The following is an 18,431-nucleotide window of genomic DNA, read 5'->3' as shown; positions in this document are numbered from 1 at the left end:
CCCCGACCGACCCCTCCGAAAGGTGCTCGACCTCTCATGCCCGAGCTGGTGTTCTTCTCCGGAACCATGGACTGCGGAAAGAGCACGCTGGCCCTGCAGATCGGTCACAACCGCTCGGCGCGCGGACTCCAGGGCGTGATCTTCACCCGGGACGACCGCGCGGGAGAGGGCAAGCTCTCCTCCCGGCTCGGCCTGGTGACCGACGCCGTCGAGGCCGAGGAGGGCATGGACCTCTACGCGCACATCGTGGACCGGGTCAGCCGGGGCGGCCGGGTCGACTACGTGATCGTGGACGAGGCGCAGTTCCTCGCCCCGACGCAGATCGACCAGCTGGCCCGTGTCGTGGACGACCTGGGGCTCGACGTCTTCGCCTTCGGCATCACCACCGACTTCCGCACCAAGCTGTTCCCCGGCTCCCAGCGGCTGATGGAGCTGGCCGACCGGATAGAGGCGCTCCAGGTGGAGGCGCTCTGCTGGTGCGGGGCGCGCGCCACGCACAACGCCCGTACGGTGGACGGCGACATGGTCGTCGAGGGTGCGCAGGTCGTCGTCGGCGACGTCAACCGGCAAGCGGGCGAGGTCGGTTACGAGGTGCTGTGCCGACGCCACCACTACCGTCGCATGACGAGCGGTTCCGCCCGCGCCGGCGTGCTCTCGCCGGACGTCCTGCCGGTCTCCTCGGACTGAGCCGTACGGGCCGCCGGTCCGCACACCCAGCATTCAGCCCGGGGCCACCTCGCCCACGCCGAGACGTCACCGCAGTGGATCAGGCTTCCCTCGTCCGAACCCCGTCCGGGGGCGCACCACGAAGGAAGTAACCACCGATGGATCGCAGATCGTTCATGGCCACGACGGGCCGCGCCTCACTCCTGGCGGGCGGGGCGCTCACGGCCGGCGCCGCCCTGGCGGCCCCGCCGGCCGCGGCCGCCCCGGAGCACGACGGGCGCGGCCGCCACGGCGACGGCCGGACGGTGCGGTTCAACATCATCAGCGATATCCAGGGTGACCTGGCCGACTTCGGCAAGGCGCTCGACGATCTGCACCGGATCAACCCCGACAGCGCCGGGCTGGGCATCGCCGGTGACATCACCCCCCGGGGCTACGACTTCGAGTACGCCGAGGTCCGCCGCACCCTCCAGCGGCACCGGCACCCCCGGAACCTCGCGTGGGCCATCGGCAACCACGAGTTCTACGTCCCCAAGTACAGCGACCCGAACACGCTCGCCCAGGACACCTGGCCCAACGGCACCACGGAGGACTCGCTCTTCCGCAGCTTCTACAACTTCGCGGGGCGGAACAAGGTCTACACGGAGGCGTCGTTCGGAGGAGTCCCCGTCCTGACCCTCGGGACCGAGCGCTACGCCCACTACCACGACGCGAAGCTGTGGGACGAGGTGTGGATCAGCGACGCGCAGTTCGCCTGGCTGGAGGACCGGCTCGCCCACTGGGCGCGGCGGCGCAAGCCCGTCATGGTGCTGACCCACCACCCCCTGCCCAACACCGTGTCGGGCACCCGCAACAAGCTCTACCTGGGGGACTACCTCCAGCCCGACCGGCTCCTGTCGATCCTCGGCCGCCACAAGGACGTGTTCCTCTTCTCCGGCCACACCCACTGGGACCTCAACCTGTCGGACTGGGCGGTCCGCAGGGTCGTTCCCGGCACGGCCAACCTCGACGGCTTCACCGTCGTGAACACCTCTGCGGTCCAGACGGGCTGGACGGACGACGGCAAGGGCGGTGAGGTCGCGGTGGGCGGCACGTTCAACCAGGGCCTCCAGGTCGAGGTGGGCCCGCGCACGGTGGTCATCAAGGCCCGCGACTTCTCCACCGGCACCTGGCTCAAGCAGCTCACGGTCCCGCTGCACACGGCGGCCTGAGGCGGAAGGCGGGGGCGGGGCCGCTCGGCGCGCCCCCGCCCCCGCCCCGCCCGGTCCTACGCGGGCGGCGGCCCGGTACGCCCGGCCCTCACCGGCCGAACGCGTCGCTCCCGTTCGACCTGACGATGGTGAACACGGCGCCCTCCGGGTCGGCGACCGTCGCCAGCCGGCCGCTCGAAGCCTCCCGCGGCGGCTGCAGGACGCGGCCGCCCAGCTCCACCACCCGAACGGCCGCCAGATCGGTGTCGGCGACCTCGAAGTACGTCATCCAGTGCGGCCCCCGGTCGCGCGGCAGCGCGTGGCCCACCCCGTGCAGCGCCGCCACCGGGACACCGTCCAGGTGCAGAGTCTGGTAGTCGAAGTCGGCCGAGAGGACCGCCTCCGTCTCGTAGCCGAAGACCGTCTGGTAGAACTTCGCGACCGTCGAGGTCTCCCGCGTCACCAGCTCGTTCCAGACGGGGGTGCCGGGCACCCCCGCCGTCATCGCGCCGATGTGCTCCGACCCCTGCCAGATGCCGAAGACCGCCCCGCTCGGGTCCGACGCGATGGCGAGCCGCCCCGCCTCGCCCGCGTCCAGCGGACCGACCGCGACCGTCCCGCCGCAGGAGCGGACGGCCTCCGCGGTGGCGTCGGCGTCGTCCGTGGCGAGGTAGGTGGTCCAGGCGATGGGGAGAGGCCGGTCGGGCGGCAGCTGGCCGATGCCCGCGACCTCCTCGCCGTGCAGCAGCCCGCGGACATAGGGGCCCAGCTGCTCGGGACCCGGCAGGAACTCCCAGTCGAACAGGGCTCCGTAGAACTGCTGGGTCGTGGTCAGACCGTGCACGATCAGACTCACCCAGCAAGGTGTTCCGGGCGTACGCCGGGCGGGGGCCTCGGTCATCGTTCTTTCTCTCCTCGGACCGTTGTGGTGGCCTTACGGGGGAAGGGGGCGGGGGCGCCGCCCCGGGTCGGGGCGGGGCCCGCGTGCCCCGTGCAGATGCTCGCACCCCGCAGGGCGGAGAGCGTACCGGCCGCGCCGCGTCGTCCCGGTACTCGACGAAGGACGGCCGGATTCCCGTCGGCCGTCCTGCCCGCTGTGGTTACGGGCGCCCGGTGCACTGCGCGAGGATGGCGCCCATGAAGCCCATCATCACCGCATCCGCATACGCGAGCGAGTCGGCCGGGCCGCGGCCGCCCGTGGTCCTGGACGTCCGCTGGCAGCTCGGCGGTCCGCACGGCCGCGCCGACTACGAGGCCGGCCACCTGCCCGGAGCCGTCTTCGTCGACCTCGACGAGGAGCTCGCCTCCCCGGCGGGCGAGGGCGGCCGCCACCCCCTCCCCGACCCGGAGGCCTTCGGGGCCGCGATGCGCCGGGCCGGGGTCGGCCAGGAGACCCCCGTCGTGGTGTACGACGGCGGCCAGGGCTGGGCCGCGGCGCGGGCCTGGTGGCTGCTGCGCTGGGCCGGTCACCGGGACGTACGCGTGCTGGACGGCGGGCTCGCCGCCTGGACGGGCGACCTCTCCACCGAGGTACCGCACCCCGCCGAGGGCGATTTCCGGCCGAAGCCCGGGGCCCTGCCCACCCTGGACGCGGACAGCGCGGCGGCCTTCGCCCGGTCGGGTCTGCTGCTCGACGCACGGGCGGCGGAGCGCTACCGGGGCGACGTGGAGCCGATCGACCGGGTCGGCGGCCACATCCCCGGCGCCGTCTCCGCGCCGACCACCGAGAACGTCGACACGGACGGGCGCTTCCTGCCGGCCGAGCGGCTCGCCGCACGGTTCGCCGGACTGGGCGCGGAGGGCAGCCCCGAGGGCGTGGGCGTCTACTGCGGTTCCGGCGTCTCCGGCGCGCACCAGGTGCTGGCCCTGGAGATCGCGGGCTTCACGGGCGTCCTCTACCCCGGCTCCTGGTCCGAGTGGTCCTCGGACCCCTCCCGGCCGGTCGCCACGGGGCCCGAGCCCCGGTAACCCCGCGGCACCCGACGACGAGGGGGGGGGGGCGGGGCGGGGGGGCGGGCCCCCGCCCCCCCCCCCCGGGGGGGGGGGGGCCGGGGGCGGGGGGGGGGGGGGGGGGGGGGGGGGCCGGGGGGGGGCCGGGGGGGGCCCCCCCCCGGGCCCCCCCCCCCCCCCCCCCGGGGGGGGGGGGGGGCGCCCCCGCCCCCCCCGCCGCCCCCCCCCCCCCCGCCGGTCGTCATTCCCGCTCAGTCCTGCTTCTTGCGCCGGGTGCCGAAGACGATCTCGTCCCAGCTCGGCACCGCGGCCCGGCGGCCCGGCCGCACCCCGTCCGCCTCGGCCTGACGGTCCGTCGTCCCGGTCAGCCGGTCCCGGTGGCCGGCCACCGCCCGGGGCATCAGCACATCCGCGTACGCCGACCCCGCTCCGGCCGAAGCGGCCGCGGCCGGCGGCTCGTCCGCCTCCGCCTCCTCCGCCGCTTCCAGCGCGGGCGGCTCGGGCTGCGGGGGCCGCTCGGGCACCACCATGTCGCCGCGGAAGCTCGGCACCGCCTCCAGCAGACTGGTCAGCGAATCGCGCTCACCGGCCGAGGCGCCGCTCACGTACTCCTCGGGCTCGGCGACCGGGGCGGGCCGCTCGATCTGCCGGTCCAGGGCCCGGTCCAGCGGGCGGTCGCGGTCGATCTGCCGGTCGAGGCCGCGGTCCAGCGGCCGGTCGCGCGGCAGCCGGGCGATCCGGGGCACGAACGGGAAGCTGGGCTCGGGGGCGGCGTCGTCGGTCTCGCCGATCAGCGAGCGCGCCTCGTCGTCCACGGCCTGGACCAACCGCCGGGGCGGGTCGTACGTCCAGCTCGCCGAGTGCGGTTCGCCCGCGACCCGGTAGACGAGCAGGACCTCCCAGGTGCCGTCGTCGCGGCGCCAGGAATCCCACTGGACGGTTTCCTTGTCGGCACCGCGCAGCAGGAGGCGCTCCTGCACCGCCTCGCCGAGCTGGGGGCCGGTGTTCTCGCCGGGACGGCGCACAGGAGTCTTCCGGGCCCGCTCGGCCATGAAGGCGCGCTCCGCGAGCACGGGGCCCTCGAAGCGGCGTACACGGTCGACGGGGATGCCCGCGAACTGGGCGACCTCCTCGGCGGAGGCGCCGGCTCGTATGCGGGCCTGGATGTCGCGCGGCCGGAGGTGGCTCTCCACCTCGATCTCGATCTGGCCGAGCCGGGCGCGGTCGTTGCGCACGGCGGCGCGCAGCCGCTCATCGATCGGAAGCGTGTACTCCGTGCTGTCCGCAGCCTTGAGCACCAGTCGTGTGCCGTCGTTGGAGACGGCCACGACACGCAGTTCGGGCATGGGGACCTCCCGGGTGGTGCCTGCCGACGTCACGTGCGTCGCTGCTTCCGCTAGTCGAGTGTGACCTGCCCGGGTGCAGCCTGCCACAACCTTGCCAAGTTGCCCGGCGTGTCGGGCGCTCGTCCTGGTGTGCCACCATGGCACGGTTGCCCATTGCGACCCAAAGTGACCGATTTGGCCGCCTTGTGCAGCGGGCATCCGCGCGATGCCTTGAAACCACCGGCTCGGGTGCCGCCGTCGGCCCCCTCCGGTGGCTGCGGAATCCCACGTCGGAGTCCGCCCCAGGGCTCGTCACAGTACTCCATTCGGGCCACCGGGGTGGACCGGCGCGCCGCCGAAGTTCTCGGGGGGTGCGGGAGTTGACGTACCCGGTTCACCGCGAAATGCCCCTGATGCGTGTTGTGCTTCACACAATCGCCGGAAACGGAACTATCCGCTTCGCTCATTTGTCCCTTCCTGGTGCATGGTGGGAGAGATGTCAAGCAGGGGCTGGTAATGGTTCAGAAGCCGGAAAGCGACGCAGAACAGAAGGAAAAGCGCATAGATCTGAGTCTCCCGCAGGTCGCCGGGAGCGCTGTGGCCGCCGTGGCGGCAGCGGTGGCCGCCTCACAACTGGGGGTGTACGGCACGATCGCCGGGGCGGGCGTGATGAGCGTCGTCGCCACTTGCGGCGGCTCGGTCTTCCAGCACTTCTTCCGCCGTACGGGCGAGCAGATCCGCGAGGTGACGGTCCAGGTGGTCCATCCGGAGGGCCGCCAGGTGACGGTGCACACCAAGGAGACGACGCCCGCCGGGCGCAGGTCCGCCGCGGAACGGCGGACCGGACCGGGCCCGGAGCCCGCCGAGGACGCCACCACCGTGCTGCCGACGGTGGACCCGGGGGCGGTCCCGGAGGTGGTCCCGGACGCGGAGAGCACGCAACTGCTCGCCCCCGTCGCGGACCCGGACCGCACCCAACTGCTCGACCTCGGTGACGCGCGGACCCGGATGCTCCGCGTCCCGCCGCCGGGCAAAGGCCCCGCACGCGGTATCGGAGCCGAGGACGACCGTACGCGGATGCTGCGGCGGGACGGTGACCGCACGCGGCTGGTACCGCAGGGCGGGACGGCCCCGGCCGGTCCCGACGAGGAGTTCGGCGAGGGCGTGACGCACGGCACCCGGCTGCGCGGCTGGAAGCGGCCCGCGCTCGCGGCCGCCGCCGTCTTCGCCGTCTCCATGGGCGGGATCACCGTGTTCGAGGTCATCTCGGGCAACGACCTCAGCGGCGGCCAGGGCACCACCCTCAGCTCCGTGGTGCGCGGCGGCGGCGACCGGGACTCCGGCCCCGCCGACCCCGCGCCCTCCGGGGACACCGGCCGGGACGGCGGAGCGGACGACCGCCGGCCGTCCCCCGGCGACTCCACCGGTTCGGCTCCCGCCACGGACGGCGGCGACGGCGGCGGCGGCACGAGCCCGGACCCCGGTACGGGGACCGGGAGCGAGAGGCCCACCACCGGGCCCACCCCCACCCCGACGCCCTCCGGGACCGCCGGCGAGACCGCGCCCGCCCCGACGCAGACCGCCCCCTCGGTCCCCGGCGACCCGGACACCGGCGCGCCCCCGACCGGCGACACGGGCGCCGACCCCGGGCAGGGCGAGCAGGGCCCGCCCGCCGACGACGCCGGCTGACCGGAGCACCGGACGTGCGACGCGCCTGGGCCCCGGCCCCCTCCCACCGGAGAGGGCCGGGGCCCAGGCGCGTACCGGGAGCCGTGCGGACTCAGTCGCCGAGCACGCGCCGCAGGTAGTCGTTGCCGAACATGCGGTGCGGGTCCAGCCGGTCGCGCAGGGCGGTGAATTCGCCGAAGCGCGGGTAGACCTCGGAGAAGTAGGCCGCGTCCCGGGTGTGGATCTTGCCCCAGTGGGGCCGGCCCGCGTGCGCGGTCATGATCCGCTCGACCGCGGTGAAGTACGAGCGGTGGGGCGTGCCCCGGTACAGGTGGACGGCGATGTACGCGCTGTCCCGGCCCGACGCGGTCGACAGGGTCATGTCGTCGGCCGGAGCGGTGCGTACCTCGACCGGGAAGCTGATCTTCAGCGGAGAGCGTTCGACCATGGCCTTCACCTCCCGCAGCGCCGCCACCGCCTGCTCGCGCGGCACGGCGTACTCCATCTCCACGAACCGCACCCGGCGCGGGCTGGTGAAGACCTTGTACGGGATGTCGGTGTACGTACGCGCGGACAGCGCCCGGCTGGAGAGCCTGGCCATCGAGGGGATCGTCGCCGGGACCGCGCGGCCGAGCGAACAGGCGACCTGGAAGACCCCGTTGGACAGCAGTTCGTCGTCGATCCAGCTGCTCACCTTCCCGGGCGGGGCGGCCGGTCCGGCGCTGCGGTTGTTGCGCTTGGTGGTGCAGTTCCCGGTGTGCGGGAACCAGTAGAACTCGAAGTGCTCGTTCTCGGCCACGAGCGCGTCGAAGTCCGAGGCGACCCGGTCGAAGCTCATCGGCTCCTCGCGGGCGGTCAGCAGGAAGATCGGCTCCACGGCCAGGGTCAGGGCGGTGATCACCCCGAGGGCGCCGAGCCCGATCCGCGCCGCGGCGAAGATCTCCGGGTTCTGCTCGGCCGAGCAGACCAGCACGGTGCCGTCGGCGGTCACCAGCTCCAACGCCCGGATCTGGGCGGATATCGACGCGGAGTCCCGGCCCGTGCCGTGCGTGCCGGTGGAGGTGGCCCCGGCGATGGTCTGCTCCATGATGTCGCCCATGTTGGTGAGCGACAGGCCTTCGCGAGCCAGTGCGGTGTTGAGCCGCTTGAGCGGAGTCCCGGCCTCCACCGTCACGGTCATCGCCTCGCGGTCGATGTCCCGTATCCCGGTCAGCAGGTCGGGGCGTATCAGCACCCCGTCGGTGGCGGCCGTCGCCGTGAAGGAGTGGCCCGAACCGACCGGCTTCACCTTCAGGCCGTCCGCGCCGGCCCGGCGCACCACCTCCGCGAGCTCCTCCACGGAAGCGGGGGACTCGGTGCGGACGGGACGGGCGGTGACGGTGCCCGCCCAGTTATGCCACGTGCTCGTCTTCGTCCGTGCGTAGGTGTCGGTCATCTTCCCCGCGCCCTCCCGTCGTAGCCGGCCCGGCCAGCCGGCGATATCCCAGGAACGCCACCACCGCCGCGAACGCTCCCGCCGCGACGGGCACCGCGTACCCCGCCTTCGCCCCGGCGGCGTCGACCACCCAGCCGGCGGCCGAGGAGCCCAGCGCCACTCCGACCGCGAGCCCGGTACTGGTCCAGGTCATGCCCTCGGTCAGCTTGGTGCGCGGTACGTGCGCTTCGACGAGGGCCATGGTGGTGACCATCGTCGGTGCGACGGCGAGGCCCGCGACAAAGAGCGCCACGGCCAGCAACGGAAGGTTCCCGGCCAGTTGGAGGGGGATCATACTCACGGCCATCGCGACGACACCCACCAGCCACCTGGTCGCGGGCCTCCCCTTCAGGTGCAGCAGCCCGAACACCGCGCCGGCGAGACAGGAGCCGAGCGCGTAGACGGCCAGCACCAGGGAGGCCGCGGACTTGTGCCCGCGCTCCTCGGCGAAGGCCACGGTCACCACGTCCACGGCCCCGAAGATCGCTCCCGTCGCCACGAAGGTGGCCCCCAGGACCTGGAGCCCCCGCGAGCGCAGCGCCGAGCCCCCGGTCTGCTGCGACTTCGGGTGCGGCACCGGTTCGGTGGCACGCTGCGCGGTCAGCCAGAAGACGCCGACCAGCAGGAAACCGGCGGCGATCAGCGGCCCCGCCTCCGGGAACCAGGCGGTGGACAGCCCGATGGAGATGATCGGGCCGAAGATGAAGCACACCTCGTCGACGATCGACTCCCACGCGTACGCGGTGTGCAGGTCCCGGCCGGAGCCCCGGTAGATCTCTGCCCACCGGGACCGGACCATCGACCCCACGCTCGGCACGCAGCCCGCGCCCGCCGAGAAGACGAACAGCGTCCACTCCGGCATCCCCTGCTGGGCGCAGATCAGCAGCCCCCCGACCGCCGCCACCGCCACCAGCGTGACCGGGCGCAGCACCCGGCGCTGACCGTGGCGGTCGACCAGCCGGGAGACCTGGGGGCCGCAGACCGCGGCCGACATCGCCAGGGTCGCCGACAGCGCCCCCGCCAGCCCGTAGCGGCCGGTGAGCTGGGAGACCATCGTCACGACGCCGATGCCCATCATGGACAGCGGCATCCGGCCGAAGAAGCCCGCGGCGGAGAACCCCTTGGTGCCGGGGGCGGAGAAGATGGCGCGGTAGGGGCTGGGCAAGGGGTGCTCCGGTCATGCCTGTCATGCGTGTAGTCGGCCGATACAGCTTACGGGCCGGGCGGCGGGCCCGGACACCGCTTTCCGGGTGCGGCGGGGAGGGCCCCGCCGCACCCCCGCGCTTTCCCGACAGGGCGTCGGATGTCGGTGGCCGCCCTGTCCGAGGGGGGTGGCAGGATCGATGCCATGTCCGATCTGCGCGATCCCGCTCCCTACGACGCCCTGTTGCTGCTCTCCTTCGGCGGCCCCGAAGGCCCGGACGACGTGGTCCCGTTCCTGGCGAACGTGACCCGCGGCCGGGGCATCCCCGAGGAACGGCTGAAGGAGGTCGGCAAGCACTACTTCCTCTTCGGCGGGGTCAGCCCGATCAACGCGCAGAACCGCGCCCTGCTCGACGCGCTGCGCAAGGACTTCGCCGACCACGCCCTGGACCTCCCGGTCTACTGGGGCAACCGCAACTGGGCGCCGTACCTGACCGACGTCCTGCGCGAGATGACCGAGGACGGCCACCGCCGGATCGCCGTCCTCGCCACCAGCGCCTACGCCTCGTACTCCGGCTGCCGCCAGTACCGCGAGAACCTCGCCGAGTCGCTGGCCGTCCTGGAGGACGAGGGGCTGGAGCCCCCCCGGGTGGACAAGCTGCGGCACTACTTCAACCACCCCGGCTTCGTGGAGCCCATGGTGGACGGCGTCCTCGCCTCGCTCGCCGACCTCCCCGAGGACCTCCGCGCGGGCGCGCACATCGCGTTCACCACCCACTCCATCCCGACCTCCGCCGCCGACGCCTCGGGCCCCGCGGAGGCGCACGGCGAAGGCGGCGCGTACGTCGCCGAGCACCTCGACGTGGCCCGCCTGATCGTCGAGGCGGTGCGCGCCGAGACCGGTGTCGACCACCCCTGGCAGCTCGTCTACCAGTCCCGCAGCGGCGCCCCGCACATCCCGTGGCTGGAGCCCGACATCTGCGACCACCTGGAGACCCTGCACGGCGAGGGCGTCCCCGCGGTCGTGATGGCGCCCATCGGTTTCGTCTCCGACCACATGGAGGTCCTGTACGACCTCGACACCGAGGCGAAGGCCAAGGCCGCCGAACTCGGACTGCCGGTCCGCCGCTCCGCCACCGTCGGCGACGACCCGCGTTTCGCCGCCGCCGTGCGGGACCTGCTCCTGGAGCGCGCCGCGAGCGAGCGCGGCCGGGCGGTGGTGCGCTGCGCCCTGGGGGCCCTGGGGCCCTCCCACGACCTCTGCCCGGTCGGCTGCTGCCCCGCCAGGACCCCGAAGCCGGCCGCGGCGGGCGCGGACAGCCCGTACGCCTAGTCCGTACGACCGGTCCCTACGCCCGTCCGTACGCCCACCCGCCCGTGCGCACCGATCCTCTGGGAGCACCGTGACCGACCCCGACCTCTCCGAACTGCTCGACCTCGCCCTGGAGGCGGCCCGCCGCGCCGGAGCCCTGCTGCGCGACGGCCGCCCGGCCGACCTGGAGGTGGCGGCGACCAAGTCCAGCCCCATCGACGTGGTCACCGAGATGGACATCGCCGCCGAGAAGCTGATCACCGGATACCTCTCCGACTTCCGCCCCGACGACGGCTTCCTGGGGGAGGAGGGCGCCGGCTCACCGGGCACCACCGGCATCCGCTGGGTCATCGACCCGCTCGACGGCACGGTGAACTACCTCTACGGGCTGCCCACCTGGGCCGTCTCCATCGCCGCCGAACGCGACGGCGAGCGGGTGGTGGGCGTCGTCGAGGCCCCGATGCGCCGGGAGACCTTCCAGGCGGTCCTCGGCGGCGGCGCGTTCGCCAACGGCGAGGCCCTGCGCTGCCGGCCCGCCCCGCCGCTGGACCAGGCCCTCGTCTCGACCGGCTTCAACTACGTCGCCGACGTCCGCGCCCACCAGGCGGAGGTGGCCCGGCGGCTGATCCCGCGGCTCCGGGACATCCGGCGCGGCGGTTCGGCCGCCATCGACCTCTGCGATGTGGCGGCGGGCCGTCTCGACGGCTACTACGAGCGCGGGCTGCACCCCTGGGACCTGGCCGCGGGCGACCTCATCGCCCGGGAGGCGGGCGCGCTGACCGGCGGGCGCCCCGGCCTGCCCGCCGACGGCGACCTGACGGTGGCCGCCGCCCCGGGCGTCTTCGAGCCGCTCCAGGCCGCACTGGAGGAGCTGGGCGCCTGGCACGACTGACGCGGCGCACGCCCGCCGCGCCGGAAAGGCCGCGGCGAAGGGTGTGCGGGCGCCGCACACGCCGCGGGGCCCCGGACACCATGGCGGTGTCCGGGGCCCCGCGGCGTACGGCTCAGACGGTGGTGGCGCCGATGTTCACGCCGTGCTCGGCGGCGAGACGGTGAAGGTCGTCCAGCTCGCCCTGCTCGACGTCGGCGAGGAAGTCGTCGCCCTCCTCGCGCGCCCGCGTGAGGTCGGACTCGGTCGTCTTGATGCGGTGCAGCAGACCTGCGGTGAAAGCGTCCATGATGCGCCCCCTCATCGTGGGTCGGTGGCACGGGGGTGTGCCCGGGATCCCCCCGGCCGGAGAGCCGGAGGAGCGGGTGATCGCGCCGCTGCTCGGGGGTAAGAAGAGCGGGCCGTGGGATGCCACGTGGCAGGCGTGATCGCGGGTGTGAACCCCTCATCCCCATGCCCAGCCTCAGAGAAACCTCAACTGTTCCGGAAATCCGGCACTTTCCCGGGGGCGGTGCGCGGGAGGACCGGCGGGCGGGCGGCCCTCCCGCCGCCTTACCGCCGGTTTATGCGCGTTGCGGGCAGGATGGGACCACACAGTGGGCATCGCTGCCCGCGTCCGAGCGGCCCCGGCGTGGGCCGCTCGCTCCGTGAACCCATCGAAGGACCGAAGGAAGGACTGCGCCGTGCGCGTACTCGTCGTCGAGGACGAGCAGCTGCTCGCCGATGCGGTGGCCACCGGACTGCGCCGGGAGGCCATGGCCGTCGACGTCGTCTACGACGGAGCCGCGGCCCTGGAGCGCATCGGGGTCAACGACTACGACGTCGTCGTGCTGGACCGGGACCTCCCGGTGGTGCACGGGGACGACGTCTGCCGCCGGATCGTCGAGCTGGGGATGCCCACCCGGGTGCTCATGCTCACCGCGTCCGGCGACGTCAGCGATCGGGTGGAGGGGCTGGAGCTGGGCGCGGACGACTACCTGCCCAAGCCCTTCGCCTTCAGCGAGCTGACCGCCCGGGTGCGTGCGCTGGGCCGCCGTACGACGGTGGCGCTGCCGCCCGTCCTGGAGCGCGCCGGCATCAAGCTCGACCCGAACCGCCGCGAGGTCTTCCGCGACGACGTGGAGATCCAGCTCGCCCCGAAGGAGTTCGCGGTGCTGGAGGTCCTGATGCGCAGCGAGGGCGCGGTCGTCTCGGCGGAGCAGCTGCTGGAGAAGGCGTGGGACGAGAACACCGACCCCTTCACCAACGTGGTGCGGGTCACGGTGATGACGCTCCGCCGCAAGCTCGGCGAACCTCCCGTCATCGTCACCGTGCCGGGCTCCGGATACCGGATCTGAGGACCATGGTCACCACCCCGGAGCCCCCCGCGGCGCCTCCGAAGCCCACCTGGGAGCCCAAGCAGCAGGAGCCCCCGTACCCCTGGCTGCGCCCGACCATCCGGATACGGCTCACGCTGCTGTACGGCGGGATGTTCCTGATCGCCGGCATCGTGCTGCTGTCGATCATCTACATGCTGGCCGCGCAGGCTCTGCACGACGCGGGAAGCCTGGAGCTCAAGGTCGGCGGGACCAATGTGCTGATCGCCAGCGACGCCTGCCCGCAGCTCGCCTCCGCGACCAACATCGACCAGGTGAACGAGACGATCAAGGCGTGCACGGCCACCCAGCGGCGGCACGCCCTGGACACCCTGCTCAACCGGTCGCTCCTCGCCCTGGTCGGCCTCAGCGTGATCGCCTTCGCCTTCGGCTACGCCATGGCCGGACGCGTCCTCTCCCCGCTCGGGCGGATCACCCGGACCGCGCGCCGGGTGGCCGGGACGGACCTCACCCGCCGGATCGAGCTGGACGGCCCGGACGACGAGCTGAAGGAGCTGGCGGACACCTTCGACGACATGCTGGACCGGCTGGAGCGGGCGTTCACCGCGCAGCAGCGGTTCGTCGGCAACGCCTCGCACGAGCTGCGCACCCCGCTGGCGATCAACCGCACCCTGCTGGAGGTCCACCTCTCCGACCCGGAGGCCCCGCCGGAGCTCCACCAGCTCGGCAAGACCCTCCTGGCCACCAACGAGCGCAGCGAGCAGCTGGTCGAGGGCCTGCTGCTGCTGGCCCGCAGCGACAACCAGATCGTCGAGCGCAAACCGGTGGACCTGGCGGAGGTCGCCGAGCGCGCCATCGACCAGACCCGGACGGAGGCGGTGGGGAAGAAGGTCGAGATCCGCGGGGAGCGGGGTTCGGCCGTGGTCCAGGGCAACGGGGTCCTGCTGGAGCGGATCGCCCTGAACCTCGTGCAGAACGCCGTACGCTACAACGTGCCCGAGGACGGCTGGGTGGAGGTCGCCACGGAGGTCCGGCACGGGCAGGCCCTGCTGACCGTCTCCAACAGCGGCCCGGTGGTCCCGGCGTACGAGATCGACAATCTCTTCGAGCCCTTCCGTCGGCTGCGTACGGAGCGCACGGGCAGCGACAAGGGCGTCGGGCTCGGCCTGTCGATCGCGCGGTCCGTCGCGCGGGCCCACGGAGGCCGTATCATCGCGGAGCCCCGCGAGGGCGGGGGGCTCGTGATGCGCGTCACCCTGCCGGTCTGAGAAGCTGCGCGCGGTGAGAGCGCACCGCATCTTTTTGTTCGCTTTGGGCGGAATTTTCATGACCCGTCCCCGGCTGGGTCATGTGTGATCGATCACATGGGCGATTTTTCGTCCATCTACGCACCGTGACGGTGAGTCCGCCGGAAAGCCGGTAAACGCCCGGGTTTTCGGGGATCATTATCACGGGAAGTACACGGGGTGGCTCCTGTGAACTGCACGGACGGGACCGTGTACGGTCCCCATCGCCACCCAAGCCGAGCCTCGCCGAGGCGGCCGGTCGGGTGTCGATTGAGTAACAGACCTTGATGTGAGGCAAAATCTCCGCCTCAGGTCGGGCACAAGTCCGGCCTCTCACGCGTTACGTGCGCTGAGACACCCGTATGAACCCAAGAGGGGGAGAGCGACATGGCAACGGACTACGACACCCCACGCAAGACCGACGACGACGTCGACCAGGACAGTCTCGAGGAGCTCAAGGCGCGCCGGAGCGACAAGACGGCCTCCGCCGTCGACGTCGACGAGTTCGACGCGGCCGAGGGCCTGGAGCTGCCCGGCGCGGACCTCTCCAACGAGGAGCTGGCCGTCCGGGTGCTGCCCAAGCAGGCCGACGAGTTCACCTGCATGAGCTGCTTCCTGGTGCACCACCGCAGCCAGCTGGCCCGCGAGAAGAACGGTCAGCCCATCTGCCGCGACTGCGACTGAGAGTCGAGTCGGCCGTGGCAGGCGAGACACCGTTCCGGAAACGGCGCCCCTGGCGCCGGCACGGCCAGCAGGCACAGCAGGACGGTACGGGCGGTACAGGCCCGGCAGAGGGTGCTCACGCGTCTGCCGAGCGGTCCGCCACCCCGCCGGGCCCTTCCGGCGGTTCCGACGACGAGCGAGGCCGTTCGGCCTCGCTCGAGGTGGCCGGGGCGGCCCCGCTGCCGGACCGGCCCGCCGAGCAGGACAGGCAGGACCGGGCGGACCCCACGACCGGGGGCCGTCTGCACGTCGTGAAACGGGGCGTGCGCAAGAGCGGGGAGAGCGCGAAGGCGCTGGCCGCCCACTTGGCCGACCGCATCATCGACACGGCCCCCCGGGTGCCCGTGCGCGACCTCGCCACGCTGCGGAGGCAGTTCCCCGGGCTGGGGCCCGAGGAACTGGCCGACAAGCTGGTCACGGGAGCCTGCCGGGGCACCGCGACCGTCGGCGCAGGCATCGGGGCCGCCGCCATGATGCCCGTACCGCCGGCCATGTTCGCCGAACTGGCGGCGGAGGTGACCGGCGTCGCCGCCATAGAGATGAAGCTCGTCGCCGAGCTCCACGAGATCTACGGCCGCCGCCCGCCCGGCAACCTCGGCCAGCGCAGCAGCGCGTACCTGACGTCGTGGACGGAGGAGCGCGGCATCGACGTCACCCGGCCCACCACCCTCAACACCGCTCTCGGCGGCCAGATGAAGCGTGAGCTGCGCCAGCAGATCATGAAGCGCATGGCACGCAATCTGCCGAACCTGCTCCCGTTCATGATCGGCGCCGCCGTGGGCGCCACGATGAACCGCCGCGACACCCGCAAGCTCGCCGACCGGATCAGGAACGACCTGCGCGAGCACCAGGTCCCCTGGGACCGGCTGCCCGCCCTGCCGCCGCTGGAGCAGCCCGCGGACCCGGCCGTGCTGCCCAAGGAGATCGAGGGCCCCTGAACGACCGCGGGGCCTCGCACACGGGCCCCGCACCGAGCGGGGCCCGGCCCGGGCGAGGGCGACCGCGCGGCCCCGGGCCGGAAATGTCCGCTCAGGCGGCCGGGACCGCGCTCAACGCCGCCGCCAGGCCCCGGGGATCCCGCGTGGAGAGGAAGATGTACGGCGTCGGGTCCTGCGGGTCCGTGACCTCCACCCGCACCGCCGTCTCCACATAGCCGCGCAGCAGCATGAACGCCCTCGCGTCCGCCTTGTGCGTGCGCCAGGCCAGCGCTTCCCGCGCGTCCAGCACCTCGGGCTCGCCGAGCGCCGACAACGGGATCCGGGCGTCCCCGGCGACGAGCGCCCCCGCCACCACCCGGATCCGGGCGGAGCCGTAGCTGCTCACCACGACCGCCGCCGCGGCGCCGCCGCCCACCAGTCCGGCGAGCATCGGCAGAGTGCCCAGCGGCAGAAGCATCAGCGCGCAGGCGACACCGACCCCGAAGGCGATGAGCCACCAGGAACGGGGAGCGGTGAGACGTTCGTCGAAGGGCGGTGCGGAAGGCTGCATGGCACCAAGCTTGGCACGGTGGGACCGGCGGACCACCGCGCGGGTAAGGTCTGCGCCTGTGAGTGGAACATCAGCAGCTCTGACACCTCCGGCCGACGCCGTCGCCCCGGTCCGGCACCCCGACGCGCCCGCCCCCGGCGAGCTTCTCGGAGCGCACTACGAACACTGTTTCGGCTGCGGCGGAGGACAGCCGCACGGACTGCACCTGATGGCGCGGGCCGGCGAAGGCGTGAGCGTGACCGCCGAGTTCACCGTGCAGCCGGCCCACCAGGGCGCCCCCGGCCTCGCCCACGGCGGCGTGCTCGCGACGGCGCTGGACGAGACCCTCGGCTCACTGAACTGGCTGCTGCGCACGATCGCGGTGACCGGACGGCTGGAGACCGACTTCGTCCGCCCCGTCCCCGTGGACACCGTGCTGCACCTCGACGCCCGGATCACCGCCGTGCACGGCCGGAAGATCTACTCCACCGCCACCGGCCGGATCGGCGGCCCCGACGGGCCCGTCGCGGTCCGCGCCGACGCCCTCTTCATCGAGGTCAAGGTCGACCACTTCATCGACAACGGCCGACCCGCCGAGATCCGGGCGGCCATGTCCGACCCGGACCAGGTCCGCCGGGCCCGCGCGTTCGAGGTGAACCCGTGACCCGCGCCCCCGTCGACGTACTGATCCGCCTCCTCGACCCGGAAGCGCCGATTCCGGCATACGGGCACCCGGGCGACGCCGGGGCCGACCTGGTCACCACCGAGGCCGCCGAACTCGCCCCCGGCGAGCGCGCGGTGCTCCCCACCGGGGTCGCGATCGCCCTGCCCGACGGGTACGCCGCGTTCGTGCACCCCCGCTCCGGCCTCGCCGCCCGCTGCGGAGTGGCCCTCGTGAATGCCCCGGGGACGGTTGACGCCGGGTACCGTGGGGAGATCAAGGTGATCGTGGTCAACCTCGATCCACGCGAGAGCGTGCGATTCGAACGGTTCGACCGGATTGCCCAACTGGTTGTCCAGCAGGTCGAGAAGGTGCGCTTCCACGAGGTGGCGGAACTTCCCGGCTCGGCGCGGGCCGAAGGGGGCTTCGGGTCCACCGGCGGCCATGCGTCGGTGGACGGCGCCGAGGGCGGGATCACCCACGGTGGGAACAGCTACGCTTCGGTCGTATCCGACCGGGAAGGACAGTGACGTGTTCGGACGTCGCAAGAAGAGTGGTTCCGCCGAGGACGCGGCGGACGAGGTGCGCGAGGCCGAGCAGGTCGCCGACGAGCCGGGCGCATCCGACGGGGCCGGCACCGGCGCCCGCCGGATGAACCTCCCGCCGGCCCCCCGGCCGGACGGGCCCTGGGACAGCTCCGAGGTCACCCACCCCGGCGAGGGCCGGGTGGACCTGGGCGGCATCTTCGTCCCCGGCGTCGAAGGCATGGAGCTGCGCGTCGAGGTGGCCGGGGACGCGATCGTCGCCGCCACCGTCGTGCTGCGCGACAGCGCGATCCAGCTGCAGGCGTTCGCCGCCCCCAAGAAGGAGGGCATCTGGGGCGAGGTCCGCGACGAGATCGCCGCGGGCATCACCCAGCAGGGCGGGGTGATCGAGGAGGTCGAGGGCCCGCTGGGCTGGGAGCTGCGAGCCCAGGTCCCCGTACAGCTTCCCGACGGCACGGGCGGGGTGCAGCTCGTGCGCTTCGTCGGCGTCGACGGGCCCCGCTGGTTCCTGCGCGGAGTGATCTCCGGCCAGGGCGCCGTCCAGCCGCAGGCCGCCGGGCTGCTGGAGACGATCTTCCGGGACACCGTGGTCGTCCGCGGCGAGGGCCCGATGGCCCCCCGCGACCCGATCGTCCTCAAGCTCCCCGACGACGCCCAGATGGTGCCCGAGGGCGTGCAGCAGGAGGACCAGGAGGGCTCGAAGTTCTCCGGGGGCATGGGCCAGCTCCAGCGCGGCCCCGAGATCACCGAGGTCCGCTAGGGGCTTGGCGTCGAACGGACGCCTGCCGGGTGACGCCGCTCCCACGCGTGTTGTCG

The 18,431-nt window shown here is 73.2% G+C and carries 19 protein-coding genes; 13 read left to right on the top strand and 6 right to left on the bottom strand.

Translation table 11 applies throughout. The features are described from left to right. Positions 1 to 36: 36 nt before the first annotated feature. Positions 37 to 687, top strand: coding sequence for a thymidine kinase (locus ACH4K1_RS06935; RefSeq protein WP_228988704.1), 651 nt, complete (start codon positions 37 to 39; stop codon positions 685 to 687). A 137-nt stretch (positions 688 to 824) separates the two neighbouring features. Further along, positions 825 to 1,877, top strand: a complete 1,053-nt coding sequence (locus tag ACH4K1_RS06930) for a DUF4073 domain-containing protein (protein WP_398087316.1) — start codon at positions 825 to 827, stop codon at positions 1,875 to 1,877. Positions 1,878 to 1,965: 88 nt separating this feature from the next. Here the strand turns inward: ACH4K1_RS06930 and ACH4K1_RS06925 are convergent, their stop codons facing one another. Continuing rightward, positions 1,966 to 2,757: a VOC family protein gene (locus tag ACH4K1_RS06925; protein ID WP_398087314.1), complete on the bottom strand. Its 792-nt coding sequence runs from the start codon at positions 2,755 to 2,757 to the stop codon at positions 1,966 to 1,968. A gap of 236 nt (positions 2,758 to 2,993) precedes the next feature. Here ACH4K1_RS06925 and ACH4K1_RS06920 point away from each other — a divergent pair, with 236 nt between their 5' ends. Next, positions 2,994 to 3,824, top strand: a complete 831-nt coding sequence (locus ACH4K1_RS06920) for a sulfurtransferase (protein ID WP_398087312.1) — start codon at positions 2,994 to 2,996, stop codon at positions 3,822 to 3,824. A 233-nt stretch (positions 3,825 to 4,057) separates the two neighbouring features. On the opposite strand, the gene sepH is transcribed toward ACH4K1_RS06920, so the two are convergent. After that, complete coding sequence (sepH, locus tag ACH4K1_RS06915; RefSeq protein WP_398087310.1) at positions 4,058 to 5,152, bottom strand: septation protein SepH; 1,095 nt, start codon at positions 5,150 to 5,152, stop codon at positions 4,058 to 4,060. 495 nt (positions 5,153 to 5,647) lie between these two features. Here sepH and ACH4K1_RS06910 point away from each other — a divergent pair, with 495 nt between their 5' ends. Beyond that, on the top strand, positions 5,648 to 6,820 hold the full coding sequence (locus tag ACH4K1_RS06910; protein WP_398087309.1) for a hypothetical protein: 1,173 nt from the start codon (positions 5,648 to 5,650) through the stop codon (positions 6,818 to 6,820). A gap of 91 nt (positions 6,821 to 6,911) precedes the next feature. On the opposite strand, the gene ACH4K1_RS06905 is transcribed toward ACH4K1_RS06910, so the two are convergent. Next, positions 6,912 to 8,234 carry a D-arabinono-1,4-lactone oxidase gene (locus tag ACH4K1_RS06905; RefSeq protein WP_398087308.1) on the bottom strand — a complete coding sequence of 441 codons (1,323 nt, stop codon included), beginning with the start codon at positions 8,232 to 8,234 and terminating at the stop codon, positions 6,912 to 6,914. Continuing rightward, on the bottom strand, positions 8,191 to 9,438 hold the full coding sequence (locus tag ACH4K1_RS06900; RefSeq protein ID WP_398087306.1) for an MFS transporter: 1,248 nt from the start codon (positions 9,436 to 9,438) through the stop codon (positions 8,191 to 8,193). Before ACH4K1_RS06900 ends, ACH4K1_RS06905 begins: the two co-directional genes overlap by 44 nt. Before the next feature lie 183 nt (positions 9,439 to 9,621). On the opposite strand from ACH4K1_RS06900, the gene ACH4K1_RS06895 reads away from it, so the two are divergent. After that, positions 9,622 to 10,749, top strand: a complete 1,128-nt coding sequence (locus tag ACH4K1_RS06895; RefSeq protein WP_398087304.1) for a ferrochelatase — start codon at positions 9,622 to 9,624, stop codon at positions 10,747 to 10,749. Positions 10,750 to 10,819: 70 nt separating this feature from the next. Further along, positions 10,820 to 11,620 (top strand): inositol monophosphatase family protein, encoded by an 801-nt coding sequence (locus ACH4K1_RS06890; protein WP_398087302.1) that lies wholly within the window; start codon positions 10,820 to 10,822, stop codon positions 11,618 to 11,620. Between the two features lie 112 nt (positions 11,621 to 11,732). Here ACH4K1_RS06890 and ACH4K1_RS06885 read toward each other — a convergent pair whose 3' ends face one another. Further along, a complete protein-coding gene (locus ACH4K1_RS06885; RefSeq protein WP_398087300.1) occupies positions 11,733 to 11,906 on the bottom strand; it encodes a hypothetical protein in 174 nt (57 codons plus the stop codon). Positions 11,907 to 12,300: 394 nt separating this feature from the next. Here ACH4K1_RS06885 and ACH4K1_RS06880 point away from each other — a divergent pair, with 394 nt between their 5' ends. The 4 genes from ACH4K1_RS06880 to ACH4K1_RS06865 all read left to right on the top strand — a co-directional run bounded on the left by ACH4K1_RS06880 (position 12,301) and on the right by ACH4K1_RS06865 (position 15,880). Beyond that, a complete protein-coding gene (locus ACH4K1_RS06880; RefSeq protein ID WP_307670284.1) occupies positions 12,301 to 12,954 on the top strand; it encodes a response regulator transcription factor in 654 nt (217 codons plus the stop codon). A gap of 5 nt (positions 12,955 to 12,959) precedes the next feature. Next, positions 12,960 to 14,201, top strand: a complete 1,242-nt coding sequence (locus tag ACH4K1_RS06875) for a HAMP domain-containing sensor histidine kinase (RefSeq protein WP_228988715.1) — start codon at positions 12,960 to 12,962, stop codon at positions 14,199 to 14,201. Positions 14,202 to 14,606: 405 nt separating this feature from the next. Beyond that, complete coding sequence (locus ACH4K1_RS06870) at positions 14,607 to 14,903, top strand: DUF4193 domain-containing protein (RefSeq protein WP_003965732.1); 297 nt, start codon at positions 14,607 to 14,609, stop codon at positions 14,901 to 14,903. A gap of 14 nt (positions 14,904 to 14,917) precedes the next feature. Then, positions 14,918 to 15,880, top strand: a complete 963-nt coding sequence (locus ACH4K1_RS06865) for a hypothetical protein (protein WP_398087298.1) — start codon at positions 14,918 to 14,920, stop codon at positions 15,878 to 15,880. A gap of 91 nt (positions 15,881 to 15,971) precedes the next feature. Here the strand turns inward: ACH4K1_RS06865 and ACH4K1_RS06860 are convergent, their stop codons facing one another. After that, positions 15,972 to 16,430 carry a DUF3093 domain-containing protein gene (locus tag ACH4K1_RS06860; RefSeq protein ID WP_398087296.1) on the bottom strand — a complete coding sequence of 153 codons (459 nt, stop codon included), beginning with the start codon at positions 16,428 to 16,430 and terminating at the stop codon, positions 15,972 to 15,974. 58 nt (positions 16,431 to 16,488) lie between these two features. Here ACH4K1_RS06860 and ACH4K1_RS06855 point away from each other — a divergent pair, with 58 nt between their 5' ends. From ACH4K1_RS06855 to ACH4K1_RS06845, 3 genes are read left to right on the top strand one after another with little or no spacing between them, the layout of a single operon-like run. Next, positions 16,489 to 17,073, top strand: coding sequence for a PaaI family thioesterase (locus ACH4K1_RS06855; protein ID WP_032793197.1), 585 nt, complete (start codon positions 16,489 to 16,491; stop codon positions 17,071 to 17,073). After that, positions 17,070 to 17,600: a dUTP diphosphatase gene (dut, locus tag ACH4K1_RS06850; protein ID WP_073767413.1), complete on the top strand. Its 531-nt coding sequence runs from the start codon at positions 17,070 to 17,072 to the stop codon at positions 17,598 to 17,600. Before ACH4K1_RS06855 ends, dut begins: the two co-directional genes overlap by 4 nt. Position 17,601: 1 nt before the next feature. Continuing rightward, on the top strand, positions 17,602 to 18,375 hold the full coding sequence (locus ACH4K1_RS06845) for a DUF3710 domain-containing protein (RefSeq protein ID WP_398087295.1): 774 nt from the start codon (positions 17,602 to 17,604) through the stop codon (positions 18,373 to 18,375). The last annotated feature ends 56 nt before the right edge of the window (positions 18,376 to 18,431 follow it).

Source organism: Streptomyces sp. NPDC017448 (assembly GCF_044330565.1).
Taxonomy (GTDB): Bacteria; Actinomycetota; Actinomycetes; order Streptomycetales; family Streptomycetaceae; genus Streptomyces.
This window is presented reverse-complemented; position numbering and strand designations above follow the sequence as displayed.

Coding starts and splice junctions, on each gene's coding strand:
- ACH4K1_RS06925 (WP_398087314.1), bottom strand. CDS start 2,757: ATGACCGAGGCCCCCGCCCGGCGTACGCCCGGAACACCTTGCTGGGTG.
- ACH4K1_RS06930 (WP_398087316.1), top strand. CDS start 825: ATGGATCGCAGATCGTTCATGGCCACGACGGGCCGCGCCTCACTCCTG.
- ACH4K1_RS06870 (WP_003965732.1), top strand. CDS start 14,607: ATGGCAACGGACTACGACACCCCACGCAAGACCGACGACGACGTCGAC.
- sepH (WP_398087310.1), bottom strand. CDS start 5,152: ATGCCCGAACTGCGTGTCGTGGCCGTCTCCAACGACGGCACACGACTG.
- ACH4K1_RS06920 (WP_398087312.1), top strand. CDS start 2,994: ATGAAGCCCATCATCACCGCATCCGCATACGCGAGCGAGTCGGCCGGG.
- ACH4K1_RS06905 (WP_398087308.1), bottom strand. CDS start 8,234: ATGACCGACACCTACGCACGGACGAAGACGAGCACGTGGCATAACTGG.
- ACH4K1_RS06875 (WP_228988715.1), top strand. CDS start 12,960: ATGGTCACCACCCCGGAGCCCCCCGCGGCGCCTCCGAAGCCCACCTGG.
- ACH4K1_RS06935 (WP_228988704.1), top strand. CDS start 37: ATGCCCGAGCTGGTGTTCTTCTCCGGAACCATGGACTGCGGAAAGAGC.
- ACH4K1_RS06860 (WP_398087296.1), bottom strand. CDS start 16,430: ATGCAGCCTTCCGCACCGCCCTTCGACGAACGTCTCACCGCTCCCCGT.
- ACH4K1_RS06895 (WP_398087304.1), top strand. CDS start 9,622: ATGTCCGATCTGCGCGATCCCGCTCCCTACGACGCCCTGTTGCTGCTC.
- ACH4K1_RS06885 (WP_398087300.1), bottom strand. CDS start 11,906: ATGGACGCTTTCACCGCAGGTCTGCTGCACCGCATCAAGACGACCGAG.
- ACH4K1_RS06910 (WP_398087309.1), top strand. CDS start 5,648: ATGGTTCAGAAGCCGGAAAGCGACGCAGAACAGAAGGAAAAGCGCATA.